Source organism: Stenotrophomonas sepilia, assembly GCF_003244875.1.
Taxonomy (GTDB): domain Bacteria; phylum Pseudomonadota; class Gammaproteobacteria; order Xanthomonadales; family Xanthomonadaceae; genus Stenotrophomonas; species Stenotrophomonas sepilia.
In genome coordinates this window covers 38,269-57,955 of sequence record NZ_LXXZ01000025.1, presented here as the reverse complement: position 1 = coordinate 57,955, position 19,687 = coordinate 38,269, and the positions used below count along the sequence as shown (strand labels likewise).

The 19,687-nt window shown below is 67.4% G+C and carries 17 protein-coding genes; 12 read left to right on the top strand and 5 right to left on the bottom strand.

Going from position 1 to position 19,687, the window contains the following annotated elements:
* Positions 1 to 359: 359 nt before the first annotated feature.
* Complete coding sequence (locus A7X97_RS02240; RefSeq protein ID WP_088497264.1) at positions 360 to 1,727, bottom strand: helix-turn-helix domain-containing protein; 1,368 nt, start codon at positions 1,725 to 1,727, stop codon at positions 360 to 362.
* A gap of 115 nt (positions 1,728 to 1,842) precedes the next feature.
* Here A7X97_RS02240 and A7X97_RS02235 point away from each other — a divergent pair, with 115 nt between their 5' ends.
* The 5 genes from A7X97_RS02235 to mmsB are packed head-to-tail and all read left to right on the top strand — an operon-like array spanning position 1,843 to position 7,382.
* A complete protein-coding gene (locus A7X97_RS02235) occupies positions 1,843 to 3,348 on the top strand; it encodes a CoA-acylating methylmalonate-semialdehyde dehydrogenase (protein ID WP_005420657.1) in 1,506 nt (501 codons plus the stop codon).
* A 14-nt stretch (positions 3,349 to 3,362) separates the two neighbouring features.
* Positions 3,363 to 4,529, top strand: a complete 1,167-nt coding sequence (locus A7X97_RS02230) for an acyl-CoA dehydrogenase family protein (protein ID WP_088497263.1) — start codon at positions 3,363 to 3,365, stop codon at positions 4,527 to 4,529.
* A complete protein-coding gene (locus A7X97_RS02225; RefSeq protein WP_072168738.1) occupies positions 4,526 to 5,323 on the top strand; it encodes an enoyl-CoA hydratase in 798 nt (265 codons plus the stop codon). The genes A7X97_RS02230 and A7X97_RS02225 overlap by 4 nt, the downstream gene beginning before the upstream one ends.
* A complete protein-coding gene (locus A7X97_RS02220) occupies positions 5,320 to 6,495 on the top strand; it encodes an enoyl-CoA hydratase/isomerase family protein (RefSeq protein ID WP_072168737.1) in 1,176 nt (391 codons plus the stop codon). The genes A7X97_RS02225 and A7X97_RS02220 overlap by 4 nt, the downstream gene beginning before the upstream one ends.
* The gene (gene mmsB, locus A7X97_RS02215) at positions 6,492 to 7,382 is read left to right on the top strand and encodes a 3-hydroxyisobutyrate dehydrogenase (RefSeq protein WP_005420650.1); all 891 of its coding nucleotides are present in this window, start codon (positions 6,492 to 6,494) and stop codon (positions 7,380 to 7,382) included. The genes A7X97_RS02220 and mmsB overlap by 4 nt, the downstream gene beginning before the upstream one ends.
* Before the next feature lie 231 nt (positions 7,383 to 7,613).
* On the opposite strand, the gene A7X97_RS02210 is transcribed toward mmsB, so the two are convergent.
* On the bottom strand, positions 7,614 to 8,039 hold the full coding sequence (locus tag A7X97_RS02210) for an organic hydroperoxide resistance protein (protein WP_004153735.1): 426 nt from the start codon (positions 8,037 to 8,039) through the stop codon (positions 7,614 to 7,616).
* Positions 8,040 to 8,150: 111 nt separating this feature from the next.
* On the bottom strand, positions 8,151 to 9,131 hold the full coding sequence (locus A7X97_RS02205; RefSeq protein ID WP_072168736.1) for a cation diffusion facilitator family transporter: 981 nt from the start codon (positions 9,129 to 9,131) through the stop codon (positions 8,151 to 8,153).
* 208 nt (positions 9,132 to 9,339) lie between these two features.
* Between A7X97_RS02205 and A7X97_RS02200 the strand changes: the two genes are divergently transcribed.
* The 7 genes from A7X97_RS02200 to A7X97_RS02170 all read left to right on the top strand — a co-directional run bounded on the left by A7X97_RS02200 (position 9,340) and on the right by A7X97_RS02170 (position 18,516).
* On the top strand, positions 9,340 to 10,794 hold the full coding sequence (locus A7X97_RS02200; RefSeq protein ID WP_111007558.1) for a SulP family inorganic anion transporter: 1,455 nt from the start codon (positions 9,340 to 9,342) through the stop codon (positions 10,792 to 10,794).
* Between the two features lie 421 nt (positions 10,795 to 11,215).
* Positions 11,216 to 11,827 carry a lysozyme inhibitor LprI family protein gene (locus A7X97_RS02195; RefSeq protein ID WP_088497261.1) on the top strand — a complete coding sequence of 204 codons (612 nt, stop codon included), beginning with the start codon at positions 11,216 to 11,218 and terminating at the stop codon, positions 11,825 to 11,827.
* Positions 11,828 to 11,887: 60 nt separating this feature from the next.
* Positions 11,888 to 14,596 (top strand): peptidoglycan-binding domain-containing protein, encoded by a 2,709-nt coding sequence (locus A7X97_RS02190; RefSeq protein WP_088497260.1) that lies wholly within the window; start codon positions 11,888 to 11,890, stop codon positions 14,594 to 14,596.
* 94 nt (positions 14,597 to 14,690) lie between these two features.
* Complete coding sequence (gene dusA / locus A7X97_RS02185; protein WP_088497259.1) at positions 14,691 to 15,722, top strand: tRNA dihydrouridine(20/20a) synthase DusA; 1,032 nt, start codon at positions 14,691 to 14,693, stop codon at positions 15,720 to 15,722.
* A 212-nt stretch (positions 15,723 to 15,934) separates the two neighbouring features.
* Complete coding sequence (locus A7X97_RS02180; protein ID WP_005420623.1) at positions 15,935 to 16,309, top strand: hypothetical protein; 375 nt, start codon at positions 15,935 to 15,937, stop codon at positions 16,307 to 16,309.
* Positions 16,310 to 16,382: 73 nt separating this feature from the next.
* Entirely contained in the window at positions 16,383 to 17,066 is a 684-nt protein-coding gene (locus tag A7X97_RS02175) for a response regulator transcription factor (protein WP_004136763.1), read from the top strand.
* A 25-nt stretch (positions 17,067 to 17,091) separates the two neighbouring features.
* Complete coding sequence (locus A7X97_RS02170; protein ID WP_065185596.1) at positions 17,092 to 18,516, top strand: ATP-binding protein; 1,425 nt, start codon at positions 17,092 to 17,094, stop codon at positions 18,514 to 18,516.
* 85 nt (positions 18,517 to 18,601) lie between these two features.
* Here the strand turns inward: A7X97_RS02170 and A7X97_RS02165 are convergent, their stop codons facing one another.
* Together A7X97_RS02165 and A7X97_RS02160 are read right to left on the bottom strand one after the other, a co-directional pair.
* A complete protein-coding gene (locus A7X97_RS02165) occupies positions 18,602 to 19,393 on the bottom strand; it encodes a M90 family metallopeptidase (protein WP_172412141.1) in 792 nt (263 codons plus the stop codon).
* Positions 19,360 to 19,644: a hypothetical protein gene (locus A7X97_RS02160; protein ID WP_072168732.1), complete on the bottom strand. Its 285-nt coding sequence runs from the start codon at positions 19,642 to 19,644 to the stop codon at positions 19,360 to 19,362. The genes A7X97_RS02165 and A7X97_RS02160 overlap by 34 nt, the downstream gene beginning before the upstream one ends.
* Between the last annotated feature and the right edge of the window lie 43 nt (positions 19,645 to 19,687).

Here is a 19,687-nt window from a genome sequence, read left to right as displayed (position 1 = left end):
CCGCATGGCGTGGATCTACCGTGTCGACCAAGGTCGACACCTACCAGAGCGGGATGCCCTTCCGGCAGGCCGCGGGAAACTGTCGAAGGCGGGGTGGATCCGGTGGCAGGGGCGTGAGCGCCATGGATGGCGCGACCGAGCTTACATGGGTGAGGGCGCTTTGCTTGCGAAGCACTGCTTCGCAAGCGCCCGAACGCACAGCCGCCAGCGGCTGGGCCGGGCCCCGGAGGGGTACTTGCAGCGTCCCCTGCAACCGGACCCACCCCGCCAACCCACGGAATGCCCGCTTTTGCTTTTGAGGTTGCCGGCCAGCGGCCGGCACTACCGCAGGTGCAGAGTGCAGCCCTGCCGAACCAACCCTACCTGCCCGGCAACTGCGCGAACGCGCGCTGCATGCAGTCCTCGCGCGGGCACACGCGGCAACCCGGCCCGATCGATACCGAATTGCCCGGGCTCTGCACATCCAGCCCCAGTGAATACACCAGCCGCTCGGCATGCTGCAGATCGCAGCCCAGCGCCACCGCGAAGGTCTTGCGCGGCTGGCCATGGCCCACCGGGCCACTGCTGACCTGCCGCGCCAGCCAGAAATGACGGCGGCCATCGGGCATGCGCGCGGTCTGGGTAAGGATGCGCCCGGGCTGGTTGAACGCCTCGTAGACGATCCACAGCGGGCACGAGCCGCCCACCTGCGAGAAATGGAAGTCGGTGGCCGAATGGCGCTTGGACACATTGCCGGCACGGTCTACGCGGATGAAGAAGAACGGCAGGCCGGGCGCACTGCGCCGCGCCAGCGTGCTCAGCCGGTGGCAGACCGCCTCGAAGCCGACGCCGAACTGGTGCGCCAGCAGTTCGATGTCGTAGCTGCTGACCTCGGCCGCACGCAGGAAGCGCATGTAGGGCATGACCAGCGCGCCGGCGAAGTAGTTCGAAAGACCCACCCGCGCCTGCGCGATGCGCGCGTCATCGGTGAAGCCCGCACGCGCCACCACCGCGTCGATCTGCGGCAGGTAGCCGTGCAGGGCCAGTTCGGCGGCCATCTGGAACGCCTGCTGGCCTGGCTCCAGGTAGTCCGGCAGCCACAACCGGCGCGTGCCGGCATCGTAATGGCGCTTCTCGCGCCCGGCCTGCAGTGCGGCCACTTCCACCAGCACGCCGTGGCGGTCGGCCAGCAGCTGGCGCAAGCGCGGCGCCACATGCCCAGGCGATAGCCCCCACTCGGCGAACAGGCGCTCGGCCAGTTCGTCCAGCTCGGGAATATGGTTGTGCATGCGGTTGAAGAACTCGCGCACCTGGTCGCCGGCCGGCAGGGTGCTGCCGGCGCCGGGCTCGCCCAGCTGGAACTCCAGCGCGGCGGCATGCTCGCGCAGTGCCAGGTGGCGGCGGTGCAGGTCCAGCAGCGCACGGCTGACCTGCGGCAGGTTGCCCGCCAGGGCGCGCAGTTCGGTGGCACTGACTTCGGCCAGGCCCAGGTCGCGCAGGGTCTCGCCCAGCGCTTCCTGCAGCGCGGCGGGCTCATCTTCGTCGAACAGCGCCGAAACATCCCCGAGTACCTGGCCCAGCTTCTTCTGCACGGCCGGGGTCAGTGGACGCTTGTTGCGCTCAATCTGGTTCAGGTAGCTGGCCGACAACCCCAGTGCCCGCGCCAGGTCAACCTGGCTGTAGCCGCGCTGTTCGCGCAGCCGCAGCAGGCGCAGGCCGAGTTGCCGCTGGGGAGCTGAGGGATTCACAGAATTAACAGGAATCGTGGGGCGTGTTGGCCAGATTAAGCGGATTCAGCCCGGAAATCGAGGTGGATGCTGTGAATAATGCCAAGCATCTTTCGCACCCTGTGGGATTGTCGTCATGACTGTTGCAGCGCCCCGTATCCGCATGCTGATCGATGGCCAGTTCGTTGAATCGGCCACCTCCCACTGGCAGGACGTGATCAATCCGGCCACCCAGGACGTGCTGGCCAAGGTGCCCTTCGCCACCACCGGCGAAGTGGACGCCGCCGTCGCCGCCGCCAAGGAAGCTTTCAAGACCTGGCGCAAGACCCCGATCGGCACCCGCGCGCGCATCTTCCTGAAGTACCAGCAGCTGATCCGCGAGAACATGAGCGAGCTGGCCCACATCCTCACCGCCGAACAGGGCAAGACTCTGCCCGACGCCGAAGGCGATGTGTTCCGCGGCCTGGAAGTGGTCGAGCACGCCGCCGCCATCGGCAACCTGCAGCTGGGCGAGCTGGCCAACAACGTGGCCAATGGCGTGGACACCTACACGATCATGCAGCCGCTGGGCGTGTGCGCTGGCATCACCCCGTTCAACTTCCCGGCGATGATCCCGCTGTGGATGTTCCCGATGGCGATTGCGACGGGCAACACCTTCATCCTCAAGCCGTCCGAGCAGGACCCGATGGTCACCATGCGCCTGGTCGAGCTTGCCCTGGAAGCCGGCATTCCGAAGGGCGTGCTGAACGTCGTCCACGGCGGCGAGGAAGTGGTCAACGCGATCTGCGACCACCCGGACATCAAGGCCGTGTCGTTCGTCGGTTCTACCCGCGTCGGCACCCACGTCTACAACCGCGCCTCGCTGGCCGGCAAGCGCGTGCAGTGCATGATGGGTGCCAAGAACCACGCCGTGGTGCTGCCGGACGCCAACAAGGAACAGACCCTCAACGCGATGGTCGGTGCCGCCTTTGGTGCCGCGGGCCAGCGCTGCATGGCCGCCTCCACCCTGGTGCTCGTCGGTGAGGCGCGCAACTGGGTGCAGGACCTGGTCGAAAAGGCCAAGACGTTGAAGGTCAGCGCCGGCACCGTGTCCGGCACCGACGTCGGCCCGGTCATTTCCTGCAGCGCCCGCGAGCGCGTGGAAGGCCTGATCGCCTCGGGCGTGGAGCAGGGCGCCAAGCTGGTACTCGACGGCCGCAACCCGCAGGTCGATGGCTTCGAGAAGGGCAACTTCGTCGGCCCGACCATCTTTGCCGGTGTCACCACCGACATGCGCATCTACCAGGAAGAAATCTTCGGGCCGGTGCTGGTCATCCTCGAAGCAGAAACGCTGGAAGACGCCATCGCGATGGTCAACAGCAACCCGAACGGCAACGGCACCGCACTGTTCACCCAGTCCGGCGCGGCCGCGCGCAAGTTCCAGGAAGACATCGACGTCGGCCAGGTCGGCATCAACGTGCCGATCCCGGTGCCGGTGCCGCTGTTCTCGTTCACCGGTTCGCGCGCCTCCAAGCTGGGTGACCTGGGCCCGTATGGCAAGCAGGTGGTGCTGTTCTACACCCAGACCAAGACGGTCACCGCGCGCTGGTTCGATGACGAGACGCTGAGCCACGGCGTCAACACCACGATCAGCCTGAAGTAACGGCAGGAGCAGCCATGAGCCACTCGATGACGACGGAACTGGAAGAAGCGCAGCAGGCGTACCGCGAGGCGGCGCGCGACTTCGCACAGGCCGAACTGGCGCCGCACGCCGCGCGATGGGATGCGGAGGGCATCTTTCCGCGCGAGGCGATCGCCAAGGCCGGTGAACTGGGCTTCTGCGGTCTGTACATGGACCCGGACGTGGGCGGCAGCGGCCTGAGCCGGCTGGACGCCGCCGTCGTCATCGAGGAGCTCGCCAACATCGATCCGTCGACTGCGGCCTACATCAGCATCCACAACATGGCCTCGTGGATGGTGTCCACGTGGGGCCAGCCAGCACTGCGCGATGCGTGGTGCACTGACCTGTCCTCGGGCAACAGGCTGGCCTCGTACTGCCTGACCGAACCGGGTGCCGGTTCCGATGCGGCCTCGCTGAAAACCACCGCCGTGCGCGACGGCGATCATTACGTGCTGAACGGCTCGAAGGCCTTCATCTCCGGCGCCGGTGCCACCGAACTGCTGGTGGTGATGGCACGTACCGGCGGTGCCGGTGCCGGCGGCGTCAGCGCCATTGCAGTGCCGTCGGACCTGCCGGGCATCAGCTTCGGCCGCAAGGAAGAGAAGATGGGCTGGAACAGCCAGCCCACCCGTGGCATCACCTTCGAAAACGTCCGCGTGCCGGTCAGCCACCTTCTGGGAGAGGAAGGCGGCGGCTTCAAGTTGGCGATGAAGGGGCTGGATGGTGGTCGCATCAACATTGCTGCCTGCTCGCTGGGTGCCGCGCAGGGCGCGCTGGATGCCGCGCGCCGCTACATGGGCGAGCGCCGCCAGTTCGGCAAGGCGCTGGCCGAGTTCCAGGCGCTGCAGTTCAAGCTGGCCGACATGGTCACCCAGCTGGTGGCCGCGCGGCAGATGGTGCACACCGCCGCACGCAAGCTCGATGCCGGTGCCAGCGATGCCAATGTGTGGTGCGCGATGGCAAAGCGTTTCGCCACCGATGCCGGTTTCAGCGTCTGCAACGAGGCGCTGCAGATCCACGGTGGCTACGGCTACATCCGCGAGTACCCGATCGAGCGCCTGCTGCGTGACTGCCGCGTGCACCAGATCCTGGAAGGCACCAACGAGATCATGCGGGTGATCGTTGCCCGTCACCTGCTCAACACCGAAGAGGAACTGCGATGAAGGATTGGCGTACCCAGGAGCACGTGGGCCTGAAGGTCGAGGCCGACGGCCATACCGCCGTGGTCACCCTGAACAACCCGCCGGCGCACACCTGGACCGTGCACAGCCTGTCGGCGCTGCGCGACCTGGTCGGCGCGCTCAACGCAGACCGCGACATCTACGCGCTGGTGATCACCGGTGACGGCGAGAAGTTCTTCTCCGCCGGTGCCGACCTCAACCAGTTTGCTTCCGGCGACAAGGCCGCAGCGCGCGAAGCCGCGCGCCGTTTCGGCGAAGCGTTCGAGGCGCTGTCCGGTTTCCGTGGCGTGTCGATCGCCGCGATCAACGGCTACGCGATGGGCGGAGGCCTGGAATGCGCACTGGCCTGCGACCTGCGCATCATCGAAGAGCACGCCCAGGTGGCGCTGCCGGAGGCCACCGTCGGCCTGCTGCCGTGCGCTGGTGGCACCCAGAACCTGCCGCGCCTGGTCGGCGAGGGCTGGGCCAAGCGCATGATCCTGCTGGGTGAGCGCATCAACGCCGAGACCGCGCTGCGCATCGGCCTGGCCGAAGAAAAGGTCGGCAAGGGCGAAGCCAAGGCACTGGCGCTGGAATGGGCGAAAAAGGCCGGCAAGCAGAGCCCGACCAGCATCGCCGCCTGCAAGACGCTGGTACAGGCCACCCGCACCGGCACCCACGCCTCGGCGCTGGTGGCCGAGCGCGAAGCCTTCGTCGACCTGTTCGACACCGCCGACCAGGTCGAGGGCGTGACTGCCTTCCTGGAAAAGCGCGCCGCGCAGTGGAAGAACGCATGAGCACCGACACCGCTGCCGACGACGCACCGGTGCTGTTCGAGGAGCGCGTGGCCGGTAACGGCATGCGCATCGGCATCGCCACGCTCAACGCGCCGCGCACGCTCAATGGCTTCTCGCTGCCGATGGCACACCTGCTGCTGGAGCAGTTGAACGCCTGGGCCGACGACGACGGCATCGCCATGGTGGTGCTGCAGGGTGCTGGCGAAAAGGCATTCTGCGCTGGCGGCGACCTGCACAGCCTGTACAAGGCCATGGTCGCCTTCCGTGAGGCCGGCCGCAGCGACATCCGCGAGAACGACTACGCCGCCGAGTTCTTCGACGTCGAGTACCGCGTCGATTACCTCATCCACACCTATACCAAGCCGATCCTGTGCTGGGGCCACGGCATCGTGATGGGCGGCGGTATCGGCCTGATGTCCGGCGCCAGCCACCGCGTGGTCAGCGAGCGCTCCAAGCTGGCCTTCCCGGAAATCACCGTTGGCCTGTTCCCGGATGTCGGTGGCAGCTGGCTGCTGCCGCGCGTGCCGGGCAAGGGCGGCCTGTTCCTGGCCCTGACCGGCGCGTTGCTCAATCCGGGCGATGCCATCTATGCCGGCCTGGCCGATGTGCACGTGGCTGAAGAACGCCGCAGCGCTGTGTTCGATGCGCTGCTGCAGGTGGCCTGGTCCAGTGATTCCGCACACAACCACGAACGCCTGACCCATCTGCTGCAGTCGCATGCCAGTGATGCTGCGACCGGTCCGCTGCTGGCCAACGCGGCGCAGGTCGATGCGTTGTGCGAAGGCGATGACCTGCCCGCGATCATCAAACGCATCAGCGCGCTGCAGACCGACGATGCCTGGCTGCAGGCGGCACAGAAGACGCTTGCCGCCGGCGCGCCCGGCTCGGCACGTCTGGCGTTCGAGCTGCAGCGCCGCAGCGCCGGCCAGGACCTGGCCAGCGTCTACCGGCTGGAGTACATCACCGCGCTGCACTGCGCCGCCCACGGCGATTTCGCCGAAGGCATCCGCGCACTGCTGATCGACAAGGACCGCAATCCGCAGTGGAACCCGGCCACCCTGGCCGAGGCCACCGGCGCGTGGGCCGACACCTTCTTTGCTTCCCCCTGGGCCGCTGCCGCGCATCCGCTGGCCGACCTGGGCACTCCCCTTGTTGAAAGGAGCCTTGCATGAGCCGCATTGCATTCATCGGGTTGGGCAACATGGGTGGCCCGATGGCCGCCAATCTGGTCAAGAACGGCCACACCGTGCGCGTGTTCGATCTGGTCCCGGCTGCGGTGCAGGCCGCCGTCGATGCCGGTGCCAGCGCGGCGTCGTCGGCACGCGACACCCTGGCCGATGCGGAAGTCGTGATCTCGATGCTGCCGGCCAGCCGCCACGTCGAAGGCGTGTACCTGGGCGATGACGGCATCCTCGCCGCCATCCCAGCGGGTGCACTGGTCATCGACTGCAGCACGATCGCACCGGCCAGTGCCCGCAAGGTTTCCGAAGCGGCCGCCGCGCGTGGCCTGCAGATGATCGACGCGCCGGTCTCCGGCGGTACCGCGGGCGCCCAGGCCGGTACCCTGACCTTCATCGTCGGTGGCGAAGAGGACGCGCTGGAACGCGCTCGCCCGGTGCTGCAGGCGATGGGCAAGAACATCTTCCATGTCGGCGCCAGCGGTGCCGGCCAGGTCGCCAAGCTGTGCAACAACATGGCGCTGGGCGTGATCATGGCGGTGACCGGTGAAGCCATCGCGCTGGGTGTTGCGCACGGGCTGGACCCGAAGGTGCTGTCGCAGATGATGGCGGTCAGCACCGGCCGCAGCTGGGCCACCGAAGTGTGCAACCCGTGGCCGGGCGTGCTGGAAAATGCGCCGGCCTCGCGCGGCTACAGCGGCGGTTTCGGCAGCGATCTGATGCTGAAGGACATGGGCCTGGCGGTGGAAGCGGCGATGAGTGTCGGCGCCTCGATCCCGCTGGGCGAAGTGGCCCGCAACCTGTACTCGATGAACCACCAGGCCGGCCGCGGCAAGCTGGATTTCTCCAGCGTCGTGCAGCTCATCACCAGCGACCGGTAACCGGTCGCTGGTCCGCGCATTCCACCTTATCCCCGCGCCGTTGGCGCACCCCCTTGAACAACAAGGGGGCTCTCCTCCAGAAGGATGGATGCGCGCCGTAGCGAATGCGTCCCCGGCCACGTGCCGGGGCCCACCCGAGGTGGGATGGGCGGATGCTCGGTTTCTACCGGCATCCGCCCATTTTTTTTCACCGCGCGCGGGTAGTGCCGGCCGTTGGCCGGCAGCACCGCATCAGGCAACGATCAGCGTCACGTCGATGTTGCCGCGGGTGGCATTCGAGTACGGGCACACGATGTGCGCCTTCTGCACAAGCTCTTCGACCTGCTCGCGCGGCACGCCCGGCACGTTGATGGTCAGCTCGGCCTCGATGCCGAAACCGGTCGGGATCTGACCGATGCCGACCTTGCCGGTGACGGTGGTGTCGGCCGGCAACGCGACCTTGGCCTGGCCGGCCACGAACTTCAACGCGCCCAGGAAGCAGGCCGAGTAGCCGGCGGCGAACAGTTGTTCCGGGTTGGTGCCCGGGCCGCCGGCGCCGCCCAGCTCGCGCGGGGTCGACAGCTGGATGTCCAGCACGTTGTCGGAGGAGACGGAACGGCCTTCGCGGCCGCCGGTAGAGGTGGCCTGGGCGGTGTACAGAACCTTTTCGATGGACATCGGGATGCTCCTGGTCAGTGGGTGGGTGTTGCGTTGGAGCCTACTTTGCCCGCTTTCCGCGTACGTTGGGTTGCAACGCGTACGAAAAACTTGATCGATCGTCCTGCCGGCCTAGATCGTCCACTCGCGGTCGGTGGTGAACATGATGGTCAGCCAGCGGTCCGGCGAGGCCTCGCCCAGCGCTTCGCCGATCTCGTCGCGCAGCCGGTCCCATTCGACCAGGGGCCGCGGCGGGTCGTCTTCCGGCACCACAAAGAACAGCTCGATCTGCTCGCCACGCCCCACCTGCGCGACGTAGCTGCGGTGCTCGACGAAGCCGTGCCTGGCCACGATCGCGCGTGCCACCGCATCCACATGCGCCTGCAGTTCCGGCGGGGTGACCAGCAGGATGCCGGCCAGCGCCCGGCGCACGGTGCCGAGCGGGGCGATCATCACCAGCACGCAGACGAAGGCGAGGATCGCCGGGTCGATGTACGGCCCGACCCACGCCAGCGAGGTGCCCTGCACCAGCACGCCGCCAAGGAAGGCCAGCAGATAGCAGGCCGACATGCTGGCGGCGATCACCCAGTTCTTCGCGTCCAGTGCGATGAACTCCGAACCGATGCGGCGGTTGGCGCGCAGCACGAACCAGGCCAGCGCACCTTCGCCGACGATCGACAACCCGGCGAAGGCGATGGCCGGACCGAGCGCGATGTGGCGACCGCCGGACATCAGCGCGTCGACCGCATTGACCAGCGCATACAGCGCCGCGCCGATCATCAGCGTGCCGCTCACCCCCAGCACGATCGGCTCCAGGTGCCAGAAACCCATGGTGAAGCGCTGGTTGAGCCGCGACTGCAGCGCGTCGGTGCTGGTGGACAGTGCGATCAGCCGCGCGACCAGCAGTGACAGCCAGGTCATCACCACATCGATCAGGCCGTAGATGCCGTCGAAGATGATCAGCGAGGAATTGGCCAGCAGGCCGAACACCACCGCTGCCGCGGCCAGCAGCAGTGAGGCGGCGATGGACAGGCGCAGCACGCCTTGTTCGGTGGCGGGATCGAAGAACTGTGCGTGGTCGGTGGCCATGGCGCGATTGTAGAGCGGAGCCATGCTCCGCTGCCGTTGCGGGCTGTCGACGCTGTCCCTTGGCAGCCCTGTGCCGTAGACTGCGTCCCCCCCACGTACCGATTCCCGCCTGCAGTGATCACGCCACCCTGACCCTTGCCGCACCTCGGCAGCCGGCCCGCCCGGCTCAGGAACCCGCGTCTTTCCACTGCAGCGCCATGCGGCCACGCCCGCGTGCGCGCGGAGTTTTTCCATGCAAACGTCCTACCCCCTGCGCCAGCAATGGCTCGGCAACATCCGTGGTGATCTGCTGTCCGGCATGGTCGTCGCCCTGGCCCTGATTCCCGAGGCCATCGCCTTCTCGCTCATCGCCGGCGTCGACCCCAAGGTCGGCCTGTACGCCGCGTTTTCCATCGCGGTGGTCACCGCCATCGCTGGCGGCCGCCCCGGCATGATCTCTGCCGCCACCGGCGCGATGGCCCTGGTGATGGTCGACCTGGTCAAGGACCACGGCCTGCAGTACCTGTTTGCCGCCAGCATCCTGGCCGGCCTGCTGCAGGTGCTGGCCGGTGTGTTCAAGCTTGGGTCGCTGATGCGATTCGTCTCGCGCTCGGTCATCACCGGCTTCGTCAACGCGCTGGCGATCCTGATCTTCCTGGCGCAGATGCCGGAACTGATCGGCCACGGCCCCACCGTCTACGTGCTGTGTGCCGCCGCACTGGCGATCATCTACCTGCTGCCGCGCCTCACCCGCTCTGTGCCTTCGCCGCTGGTGGCAATCGTCGTGCTCACCGCCGTAGTGATCGGCTTTGGCGTGGACGTGCGCAGTGTTGGTGACATGGGCCAGCTGCCGGACAGCCTGCCGCAGTTCCTCATCCCCGATGTACCGCTCAGCTGGGAAACGCTGCGCATCCTGCTGCCGGTGTCGGCCACGCTGGCCGTGGTCGGCTTGCTCGAATCGATGATGACCCTGCAGATCGTCGAGGACATCACCGAGACGCCCAGCGAGCGCAACCGCGAATGCGTCGGCCAGGGCGTGGCCAACACGGTCACCGGGTTCCTCGGTGGCATGGCCGGCTGCGCGATGATCGGCCAGTCGGTCATCAACGTGACGTCTGGTGGCCGCGGCCGCCTGTCCTGCCTGGTGGCCGGCGTGCTGCTGCTGGTGCTGGTGGTGTACGGCAGCGACCTGGTGCGGCAGATCCCGATGGCTGCGCTGGTGGCGGTGATGATCATGGTCAGCATCGGCACTTTCAGCTGGCGCTCGCTGCGCGACCTGCGCACGCATCCGCGCAGCTCGTCGGCAGTGATGCTGCTGACCGTGGTGGTCACCGTGGCCACCCACGACCTGGCCAAGGGTGTGCTCAGCGGCGTGCTGTTGTCTGCCCTGTTCTTCGCCCGCAAGGTGGGCCGCATGCTGGAGGTGCAGCGCGAGGATGCCGGAGACACGCAGGTCTACCGCGTACGCGGGCAGGTGTTCTTTGCGTCCGCCGGCCAGCTGGGCGCGGCGTTTGACTACCAGCACGTCGCGCCGAAGGTGCAGATCGACCTGCGTGACGCCCACCTGTGGGACCTGACCGCAGTGGCCGCGCTGGAACGTGCGCAGGAAAAGCTGGCCGCACATGGGGCGGAGGTGGTGGTGGTGGGCCTCAATGTGGCTAGCCAGACGCTGATCGAACAGGTGGGCGGGCGCGCGGGCGGGCATTGAGGCTTACGCTTCCTGCTTCTGCGACGAGGTGCACGCATTCTGAATCCGGTCAGGCACCTGAAACCGGCGCTGTCGTAGCATTGCCCGCGTGATGGGGGTCGATGGACGGCCCCTCCCTGCCGGCACCCGCTGGCGACACGCAAGGGAGAAACAGGCAATGCAGGCAATGGACGCGCTTGGGCGCAACGAACGGGTCGGCGTCGGCCGTGGGTGTTGGAAGGTGTTGGCCCTGTGCCTGGCGCTCACCGCATGCCAGGCGCCTTCTTCCCAGGCATCGACCGAAACGGCGGCCCCCGCGTCGATTGCTGCGGCATCGCCGACAGCCCCTTCCGGCCCGGCATCGGCAGAATCCCCCCACTACCCGGATGCGTCCTATACCGAGGGTCGCCTGCGCCCAGCCTATGGCTGGTGTGTGGATGGGGTGGAAGATGCAGGCAAGCTCCAGGCCTGCGGCAAGGACGAACTTGCCTACCAGGAAGCGCGTCTCGAAGCGGCGGCCAGCAAGGCGCTGGCCGGGCTCGACGCTGCTGCCCAGATGGCGTTCCAGGCCAGCCAGGCGAGCTGGCGCAGCGATACAGACCGTTATTGCCGCGATGTTCCCAACGGCAGCGTGCAGCAGCTGCAGGGCGCGCAGGAATGCCGCCTGTACCGTGTTGCCAACCGTGCCGACCAGTTGCTGGCGCAGAGCGCGCCGCCGGATACCTCGTTTACCCAGGCAACGCTGCGTCCGGAATACACCCGTTGCGTGCAGGACGCCCGCGGCATGGACGACCAGCTGGAAGCCTGCGATACGGCCGAGCTCGCCCACCACAAGGCGCTGCTGGAAGCACAGGTCGCGCGACTGATGGACGGCCCCGACGGCCCGGCCAAGGACCGCTGGATGGACGAGCAGGCCAACTGGGCTGCAGATACCGAAAAGCGCTGTGCACCTTCCAGCGACCATGTGGGGCCGATGCTGGATGCTCAGTCGTGCCGCATCAACCGGTATGCCAACCGCGCTGTCGAGCTGCACACGCGGGTGCTGACGCCCTGATCCACGGTCGCCAGCAGGCAACTGCAACCGGTCAATCCTCCACGGACAAGGAAGTAAGACATGCCAAACAATATTGACACCCGCAACCTGGACGCCACTGCCGGCGCGGTGTTCTTTGCTGTCGGACGCGGCACCGAAGGTGGTGGATCGTCGTACCACCTCAGCATTGCTGGCATCACCAAGCACCTGAACGAGCCGCAATGGGGCACGGTCAGTGCGGTAAGGGACAACAGCGGCTATTCACTGGGCACCATTCAGGTGGATTTCGGCCAACGTGGCGAGTGGCCGCTGGGCGCGACGCAGGCGCGCAAACTGAAGCCGGGCGAGACAACGTATGTCGATGGGGTCATTGACCAGGCCAGCGCCTACGCCAAGGCACACAACCTGCCCTTCACGCATGATCGCACTGACCTGCGTGCGGATCTGCTCAGCCACGGCAATGGCGAGGGAAAGCGCTCATCCATCCGCTTCATCGATGCACCAACGCGTGACAGCATCAATGCTTGGGCCGGCTCGGCGGAAGGCAAGCAGTGGATTCACACCCACATCGATTACCCGCAGGTGCGCAATGCCACGAATATCGCCATGACCATGCTGGACAAGCATGGCAGCGGCATTGCCGAAGACAAGCGCTTCGAGGCCATCGCATTGATTGCCAAGACCGCCAACCAGCTGCCGGGTCGGCTGGATGACCTGGAAGCGGTGCTTAAGCGCGGTGGTGACTACCAGGAACTGCGCGACCAGGCCGCTGCCATCCGCCAGCGCACCCCTTCCTATGCCGGGTTGGCTGCTGCCGATGTCGCTGCCAGGTATGAAGATGCCTATGCGCAGCATTCCGCCGAAATGGATCGCGCGCACCTGAAGGTGGGGCGCCGGGATTTCGCGCCCGCCACCGAAGGCAGCGACCCGGATATCCAGGTGGCGCTGCAACAGGCGCGAGCGCACGGGCACGGTGGCGGTGGTCCGCAGGTATTGAAGGAGGGCTCAAGCGGCCGCGCGGTGGAAAAGCTGGAACACAACCTGCACACACTGGGCTATGGCGGCGCAGGCGCGCAGGCCATCCATCCCGACCGACAGTTCGATGCCACTACCCGGAAGGCCGTCGAAGCGTTCCAGCGCGATCATGGCCTGACCCCGGTGGATGGCAAGGCCGGTCCGGCAACGCTGGGTGCGATCGATCGCGAGGCACGCGCGCTGCAGGCTGACATGGTGGCGTTGGGGCTGACCGATGCACAGGGCAAAGCGATTACCGCCGATGGTTACCTGGGGACAGGGAGCCAGCACGCCATCAACACGTTCCAGCAACAGCACCATCTGCCGGTCACTGGCATGGCCGACGCAGGCACACGCAGTGCGATCCAGGCCGAAGCGGCACAGCACCGCCCTGCAACGCCGACACCGTCCGCATCCGCTGCGCCTGCTGCACCGGCCGCGGCACCTGCACCCGGCGGCGAGCGCATCTCGGTGGTAGAGCCGTTCGGCAATGGCGGCAGTAACCGCATCCTGCGCCACGGCATCAGTGGCGAAGAAGCGTTCCGCGAACTGAAGATCCACCACCCCAACACCAACGCGGCTGCCGTTCGCGCGGGCGATGCCAGCCGGGTCGACCGTAGCGCGGAGATGGTCGAGGGCGAGCTGGAGGCCGTGCGCCGGCGTGGTGACGTCAACAACATTCCGCTGGTGCAGAAGGACCTGATCCTGACCGACCGGTCAGGCGGGCGCAATCTGATGGTTCCCAGTCCGGTCGCCGGCTACGTCCAGCTCAACAACGACGGTACCAACTCCATCAGCATCTACAGCCATCCGGTCGGCGACGCGCGCCGCGAACTGGTGGGCCAGGTGCTGCACGGCGCGCGCGGGTCCATTCCATACAAGACCGGGGATTTCGTCGAATACGGTGCGCCGCTGGTGCGGCAGTCGGACGTGGGCTCGCCGGGTGCAGTGCACGCGCACATCGAAGTCGAGCCGGACCAGTACCGTCGCTATCTGGGCGACATCCTCAACGACCGCATCACCCTGGGCGGCAAGGTCCACGCGCAGGGCCCCGAGGCCGCGCAGGCGGCACGCAGTGCACAGCAGGCGCCGATGGCCGATGGCGTGCTGAAGCAGGGCGAGCGCGGCGATGAGGTCAAGGCCTTGCAGAGCAAGCTGGCGGCGCTGGGCTATGCCGGGGCCGATGGCAAGCCGCTGCACGCCGATGGTGTGTATGGCAAGGACACCTTTGCGGCGGTCAAGCAGTTCCAGGCCAACAACGGCCTGGACGACGATGGCAAGGCAGGCCGCAAGACCCTGGCGCAGGTCGATGCCCCCAACGCGGTCAAGGCCGGTACCGCGCCGGCGGCACCGGCCCGGGCCGAGCCCGCAGAGCCGGCCAGCATGCGCGACGCCGGGCACGCCGACAACGCGCGCTTCGGCCAGGCGCTGGGCAAGCTGCAGGCGCTGGAGCAGCAGCGTGCCCAGGCCGGCCTGAAGCCACTGTTCGCCAACCCGCAGGAGGTTGAGCGGGCGGCCGGCCAGCTGGCGTACGAAAGCAAGGTGTCCGGGATGCGCCAGATCGACCATGTCGTGGCCCGCCCCGACGGCACCGGTCTGTTTGCGGTGCAGGGCGAGCTGGGCGACCCGGCGGCGCAGCGGACCTTCGTCGACCGCCAGCAGGCGGTATCGCACTCGGTCGAGGCCAGCAGCCGGCAAAGCGAAGCGCTGGACAGCCAGTTCAACCAGCGTGCGCAGGAGCAGCAGCAGGAACAGGTGCGCAACCGCGGGTTGTAGGCCACGCGGCGACCCCGGGGCCGGTCGAGCGGCCAGTCCCGGCGCCACCCGCCGCCGTTCAGCCGTCCGGTGTAAACTATTGATCTCACTGGCAATGCCGGTCTCCCCGATCAACACCCCGATGACGTCCGCCACCGCCCGTTACGCTGATTCCCTGCGCCTGTCCGTCGCGCCCATGATGGACTGGACCGACCGCCATTGCCGGGTGTTCCACCGCCTGCTGGCGCCGGGTGCGCGGCTGTACACCGAAATGGTGCACGCCAATGCGGTCATCCATGGCGATCGCCAGCGCCTGCTCGGTTTCGATGTCAGCGAACAGCCGCTGGCGCTGCAGCTGGGCGGCAGCGATCCGGCCCTGCTGGCGCAGGCTGCGCGCATTGCCGCCGAGTGGGGCTACGACGAGGTCAACCTCAACTGCGGTTGCCCGTCCGACCGCGTGCAGGCCGGGCGTTTTGGCGCTTGCCTGATGCGCGAGCCGGCGCTGGTGGCCGACTGCGTGGCGGCGATGGTCGACGCGGTTGATATCCCGGTGACGGTGAAGTGCCGCCTGGGCGTGGACGAGGACAACGACTACGACGTGTTCGCCGCCTTCGTCGACCGCCAGGTCGCCGCCGGTGCCGCAATGGTGGTTGTGCATGCGCGCAACGCGTGGCTGAAGGGCCTGTCGCCGAAGGAGAACCGCGAGGTTCCGCCGCTGAAGTACGATTGGGCCTACCGCCTGAAGCAGGAGCGCCCGGGGCTGCCGGTGGTGCTCAATGGCGGCCTGGCCACCATCGAGGCGGTGCAGGCGCAGGCCGCGCACGTCGATGGCGTGATGCTGGGCCGCGCGGCCTACCACGACCCCTACCTGCTGCATCAGCTGGAGGCGCTGCAGACCGGCGCCCCGCTTCAGGCCCGTGGCGACCTGCTGCGCACGCTGCGTCCCTACGTGGAAGCGCGCCTGGGCGAAGGCCTGGCGCTGAAGCACATCACCCGCCACCTGCTCGGCCTGTTCCACGGCCAGCCCGGTGGCCGCGCGTTCCGCCAGGTGCTGAGCGAGGGCGCACACCGCCCGGGCGCCGACTGGAGCCTGGTCGAGCAGGCGCTGTTGGTCACCGAGCGCGAAGCTGATCGCGCCGCAGCGTGACCGCAGTCACGTTCCTGACTTGACAAGGGACGGCGATTCGTCCCGAATGTTCACCTAGCTGAACATCGCGGGCTGCGACCGGAAAAGTTCAGACCGGATTCACTGCCCCAAACCAAGAATTTGCAAAGGATTTGTAAAGCGCCGTGTCCCGAACCCGGCATCCGGATTTACGACTTTTGAACGAATCGCCGTGCTCGGCTAGGATCGCATCGATGTCTTCCGCTCCCTTCCATTGCCGCATTGCCCTGGCCACCTGCGTGGTGCTGTCGGCTGCGCCGCTGTCTTCGGCGCTGGCGCAACAGCCGCCGCGCGGCGAGCAGGCGCGGGCGGAAATGATGGATCGGGGAGAGCGTGGCAACCGTGGCGACGAACGTTCGCTGTCCGATGCCGTGCGCCGCGTGCAGCGCAGCACCGGCGGCCACATCCTCGGCGCCGAGCGCGTGCCGTTCGATGGTCGTGATATCAACCGGGTGAAGTACATGGACGACCGGGGCCGGGTCCGCTACATGGACGACCCCGCCCCGTCGCGTTCACAGCCGCGCACGCCGCGGTCGGATATGTCATCACTACGCGGCGATAACCCCTGAACAGGGATAGTCGTCGCTATCAACCCGTACCCCACAGGCCTCCGGGCCACACCCAGGACACTAGGGAGAGTTCATGCGTATCCTTCTGGTCGAAGACGAAGCCCCGCTGCGTGAGACCCTGGCAGCCCGGCTCAAGCGCGAAGGCTTTGCCGTCGATGCTGCGCAGGACGGCGAAGAAGGCCTCTACATGGGGCGCGAAGTTCCGTTCGATGTCGGCATCATCGACCTCGGCCTGCCCAAGATGTCGGGCATGGAGCTGATCAAGGCCCTGCGTGACGAAGGCAAGAAGTTCCCGGTGCTGATCCTGACCGCGCGTTCGAGCTGGCAGGACAAGGTCGAGGGCCTGAAGCAGGGCGCCGACGATTACCTGGTCAAGCCGTTCCACGTCGAAGAGTTGCTGGCCCGCGTCAACGCGCTGCTGCGCCGCGCCGCCGGCTGGAGCAAGCCGACCCTGGAATGCGGCCCGGTCGCCCTGGACCTTGCTGCCCAGACGGTCAGCGTGGCCGGCAGCAATGTCGACCTGACCAGCTACGAGTACAAGGTGCTGGAGTACCTGATGATGCATGCCGGTGAACTGGTCTCCAAGGCCGACCTCACCGAACACATCTACCAGCAGGACTTCGACCGCGACTCCAACGTGCTGGAGGTCTTCATCGGCCGCCTGCGCAAGAAGCTGGACCCGGATGGCGAACTGAAGCCGATCGAGACCGTGCGCGGTCGCGGCTACCGTTTCGCGATCCCGCGCAACGAGGGCTGAGCCGGCTCACCCTGGCGATAACACGATGTCCGGCCGTCTGTGGTTCTTCCGACGCTGGCGGCCGCGCTCACTGCAGGCGCGCCAGATGCTCGCCGCGTCCGTGGGCCTGGTCGCGTTCCTGGCGCTGGCCGGTTACGCGCTCGACGCCGCCTTCGCCGATACGGCGAAGGCGAACCTGCGTGAGCGCCTGAAGAACTACGCCACCTCCTACGCGGCCGGCATCGACTTCACCCGCGACCGCTCGCTGTACATCCGCGAGCAGCCGCCGGATTCGCGCTTCGACGTACCTGGCAGTGGCCTGTACCTGCAGGTGGTGATGCCGCACGGCAAGGGCAATTCGATGTCCGCCGAAGGCCCGATGCTGCCCACCGTCGGTGGCGGCCTGCTGGCGCCGCGCCAGGAGGTGTTCGAAGGCCCGCTGCCGATGATCCAGATCGATGGCAGCCAGGGCTCGGTGTACCGCTATGGCCTGGGCCTGGTGTGGGGCGCCGACGCCGACCCCGCCACCGAATTCCCCTACACCATCTATGTGATGGAAGACTCGCGCGCGCTGGGTGCGCAGCTGCGCGTGTTCCGTGGCCGCGTCTGGTTCTACCTGGGCGGCATCGGCCTGATCCTGCTGCTGCTGCAGACCGTCATCCTGCAGTGGAGCCTGCGCCCGCTGCGCCGGGTGATCACCGAGCTGACCAAGGTGCAGCGCGGCGAGACCGAGCGCATGAGCGAGCGCCACCCGCGCGAGCTGGAACCGCTGACCGACAGCATCAACGCCTTCATCGAAAGCGAGCGCGAGAACCTCGAGCGCCAGCGCAATACCCTTGCCGATCTGGCGCACAGCCTGAAAACGCCAATCGCGGTACTGCGCACGCAGATGGACAGCGGCGCCGGCGACGGTGCGCTGCGCGAAGAACTGGACGTGCAGCTGCAGCGCATGAACAACCTGGTTTCGTACCAGCTGGCACGCGCGGCCTCGTCGGGCCACAAGCTGTTCTCCGCGCCGCTGCCGATCGAGTCCAACGCCGAGGAAATCGTGCGTGGCCTGGAAAAGGTCTACGCCGCCAAGGGCGTGCTGTGCGAATTCGATATCGACCCGGCCGCGCGCTTCCACGGCGAGCCGGGTGACCTGCAGGAACTGCTCGGCAACCTGCTGGAGAACGCCTTCAAGTGGGCCAACCGCCGCGTGCTGCTGACCGCGCAGCCGCTGCCGGCGCCGAACGCGCGCCGTGCCGGCCTGCTGCTGGCGGTGGACGACGATGGCCCGGGCATCGCCCCGGATGACATCGGCAAGGTGCTGCAGCGTGGCGTGCGTGGCGACGAGCGCGTGCAGGGCCACGGCATCGGCCTGTCGATCGTGCAGGACCTGATCAAGGACTACCGCGGCGAACTGAGCGTGGGCCGTTCGGCCGAACTGGGTGGCGCCCGCTTCGAAGTGCGCTTGCCGCCGGGGCCGTAAACCTCGTTGATCGGTAGTGCCGGGCGCTGGCCGGCAACCAAGCAATGCCATCGAAGATCATGAGGTTGCCGGCCAGCGGCCGGCACTACGGCATTTCGATCTTCGGCGGCTCGCCATAGAACCGCCGCAGCTGCGCGGCGACCTCGGGCAACGCCTGCTGCAGCAGATCCGGTGCCGAGAAGTGGTACTCGCTGGCTACCGCGAAGAACTCTTCCGGCGCCTCGGCCGCATACGGATCGATCAGCGTCTCTTCGCCGGCGTCCACCTGCGCGCAGAAGGCGTCGTAGGCGCGCTGGAACGTGGCTGCCCACTCACGCTGCCATTGCCGCGGCAGTGGCGGTGTGCCGTCCATCGCGCCATCCAGTGCATCGAGCTTGTGCACCATCTCATGCACCGCCACGCAGTAGCCGTCGTGCGGCGCGGCCAGGTCGGCCTGCACGTCGGCCCAGGACAGGATCAACGGACCACTGTCCCACGACTCGCCGATCAGCTCGTCATCCCACTCGTGCAGCACGCCGGCCGCATCCATGTGGCTGCGGTGCACGCGGAACGCATCCGGGTAGACGATCAGTTGCGACCAGCCCTCCAGCCCCACCGCGCCGAACTCCAGCAGCGGCAGGCAGCACAGCGCGGCCAGCAGCACGCCGTCGCCGGCCTGCAACTGCAGCTCACCGATCGGAGTAATGGTCTTCTCATGCAGGAAGCGCGTGGCCAGCACGCGCAGTCGCGCGCGGCGTTCGTCGTCCAGTCCGTGCAGCCAGGCCGCACGGCGGCAGGCGTCTTCCCAAAGCGCATCATCGATCGGCCGCGGCGAGGGCCGCAGCCACTGCAGCAACGACTTGATCAGCGGAACATTCCCGGCAGGTAGCTGTGCCACTTCGGCGCACGGATGCGCTGCAGCACGTCGTCGTCGCTGCCGCCGCCCCCGGTGCTGGTGGCACTGCTGGCCGCAGGGCGTACCGGTGCCGGCTTGGTGGTCGCAGCCGAGGCGGTCGCGGTCGGCGCGCGCTGCGAGGCGGCATCACCGTTGGAGGACACGCAGGCGCCCCGGCTGTCGTCCAGCGCTGCCGTTGCAGACGCCGTGAAGGGCATCATCAGCAGGATCAGGCAATGGGCATAACGGCGCATTGACGACATCCACGTTAAGGGAGGGTGAGTTCCCGATTCTAGC

Excerpts from the sequence above, each read along its gene's own strand:
- A7X97_RS02235 (WP_005420657.1), top strand. The coding sequence starts at position 1,843 with ATGACTGTTGCAGCGCCCCGTATCCGCATGCTGATCGATGGCCAGTTC.
- A7X97_RS02230 (WP_088497263.1), top strand. The coding sequence starts at position 3,363 with ATGAGCCACTCGATGACGACGGAACTGGAAGAAGCGCAGCAGGCGTAC.
- A7X97_RS02225 (WP_072168738.1), top strand. The coding sequence starts at position 4,526 with ATGAAGGATTGGCGTACCCAGGAGCACGTGGGCCTGAAGGTCGAGGCC.
- A7X97_RS02220 (WP_072168737.1), top strand. The coding sequence starts at position 5,320 with ATGAGCACCGACACCGCTGCCGACGACGCACCGGTGCTGTTCGAGGAG.
- mmsB (WP_005420650.1), top strand. The coding sequence starts at position 6,492 with ATGAGCCGCATTGCATTCATCGGGTTGGGCAACATGGGTGGCCCGATG.
- A7X97_RS02210 (WP_004153735.1), bottom strand. The coding sequence starts at position 8,039 with ATGTCCATCGAAAAGGTTCTGTACACCGCCCAGGCCACCTCTACCGGC.
- A7X97_RS02205 (WP_072168736.1), bottom strand. The coding sequence starts at position 9,131 with ATGGCTCCGCTCTACAATCGCGCCATGGCCACCGACCACGCACAGTTC.
- A7X97_RS02200 (WP_111007558.1), top strand. The coding sequence starts at position 9,340 with ATGCAAACGTCCTACCCCCTGCGCCAGCAATGGCTCGGCAACATCCGT.
- A7X97_RS02190 (WP_088497260.1), top strand. The coding sequence starts at position 11,888 with ATGCCAAACAATATTGACACCCGCAACCTGGACGCCACTGCCGGCGCG.
- dusA (WP_088497259.1), top strand. The coding sequence starts at position 14,691 with ATGCCGGTCTCCCCGATCAACACCCCGATGACGTCCGCCACCGCCCGT.
- A7X97_RS02180 (WP_005420623.1), top strand. The coding sequence starts at position 15,935 with ATGTCTTCCGCTCCCTTCCATTGCCGCATTGCCCTGGCCACCTGCGTG.
- A7X97_RS02175 (WP_004136763.1), top strand. The coding sequence starts at position 16,383 with ATGCGTATCCTTCTGGTCGAAGACGAAGCCCCGCTGCGTGAGACCCTG.
- A7X97_RS02170 (WP_065185596.1), top strand. The coding sequence starts at position 17,092 with ATGTCCGGCCGTCTGTGGTTCTTCCGACGCTGGCGGCCGCGCTCACTG.
- A7X97_RS02160 (WP_072168732.1), bottom strand. The coding sequence starts at position 19,644 with ATGCGCCGTTATGCCCATTGCCTGATCCTGCTGATGATGCCCTTCACG.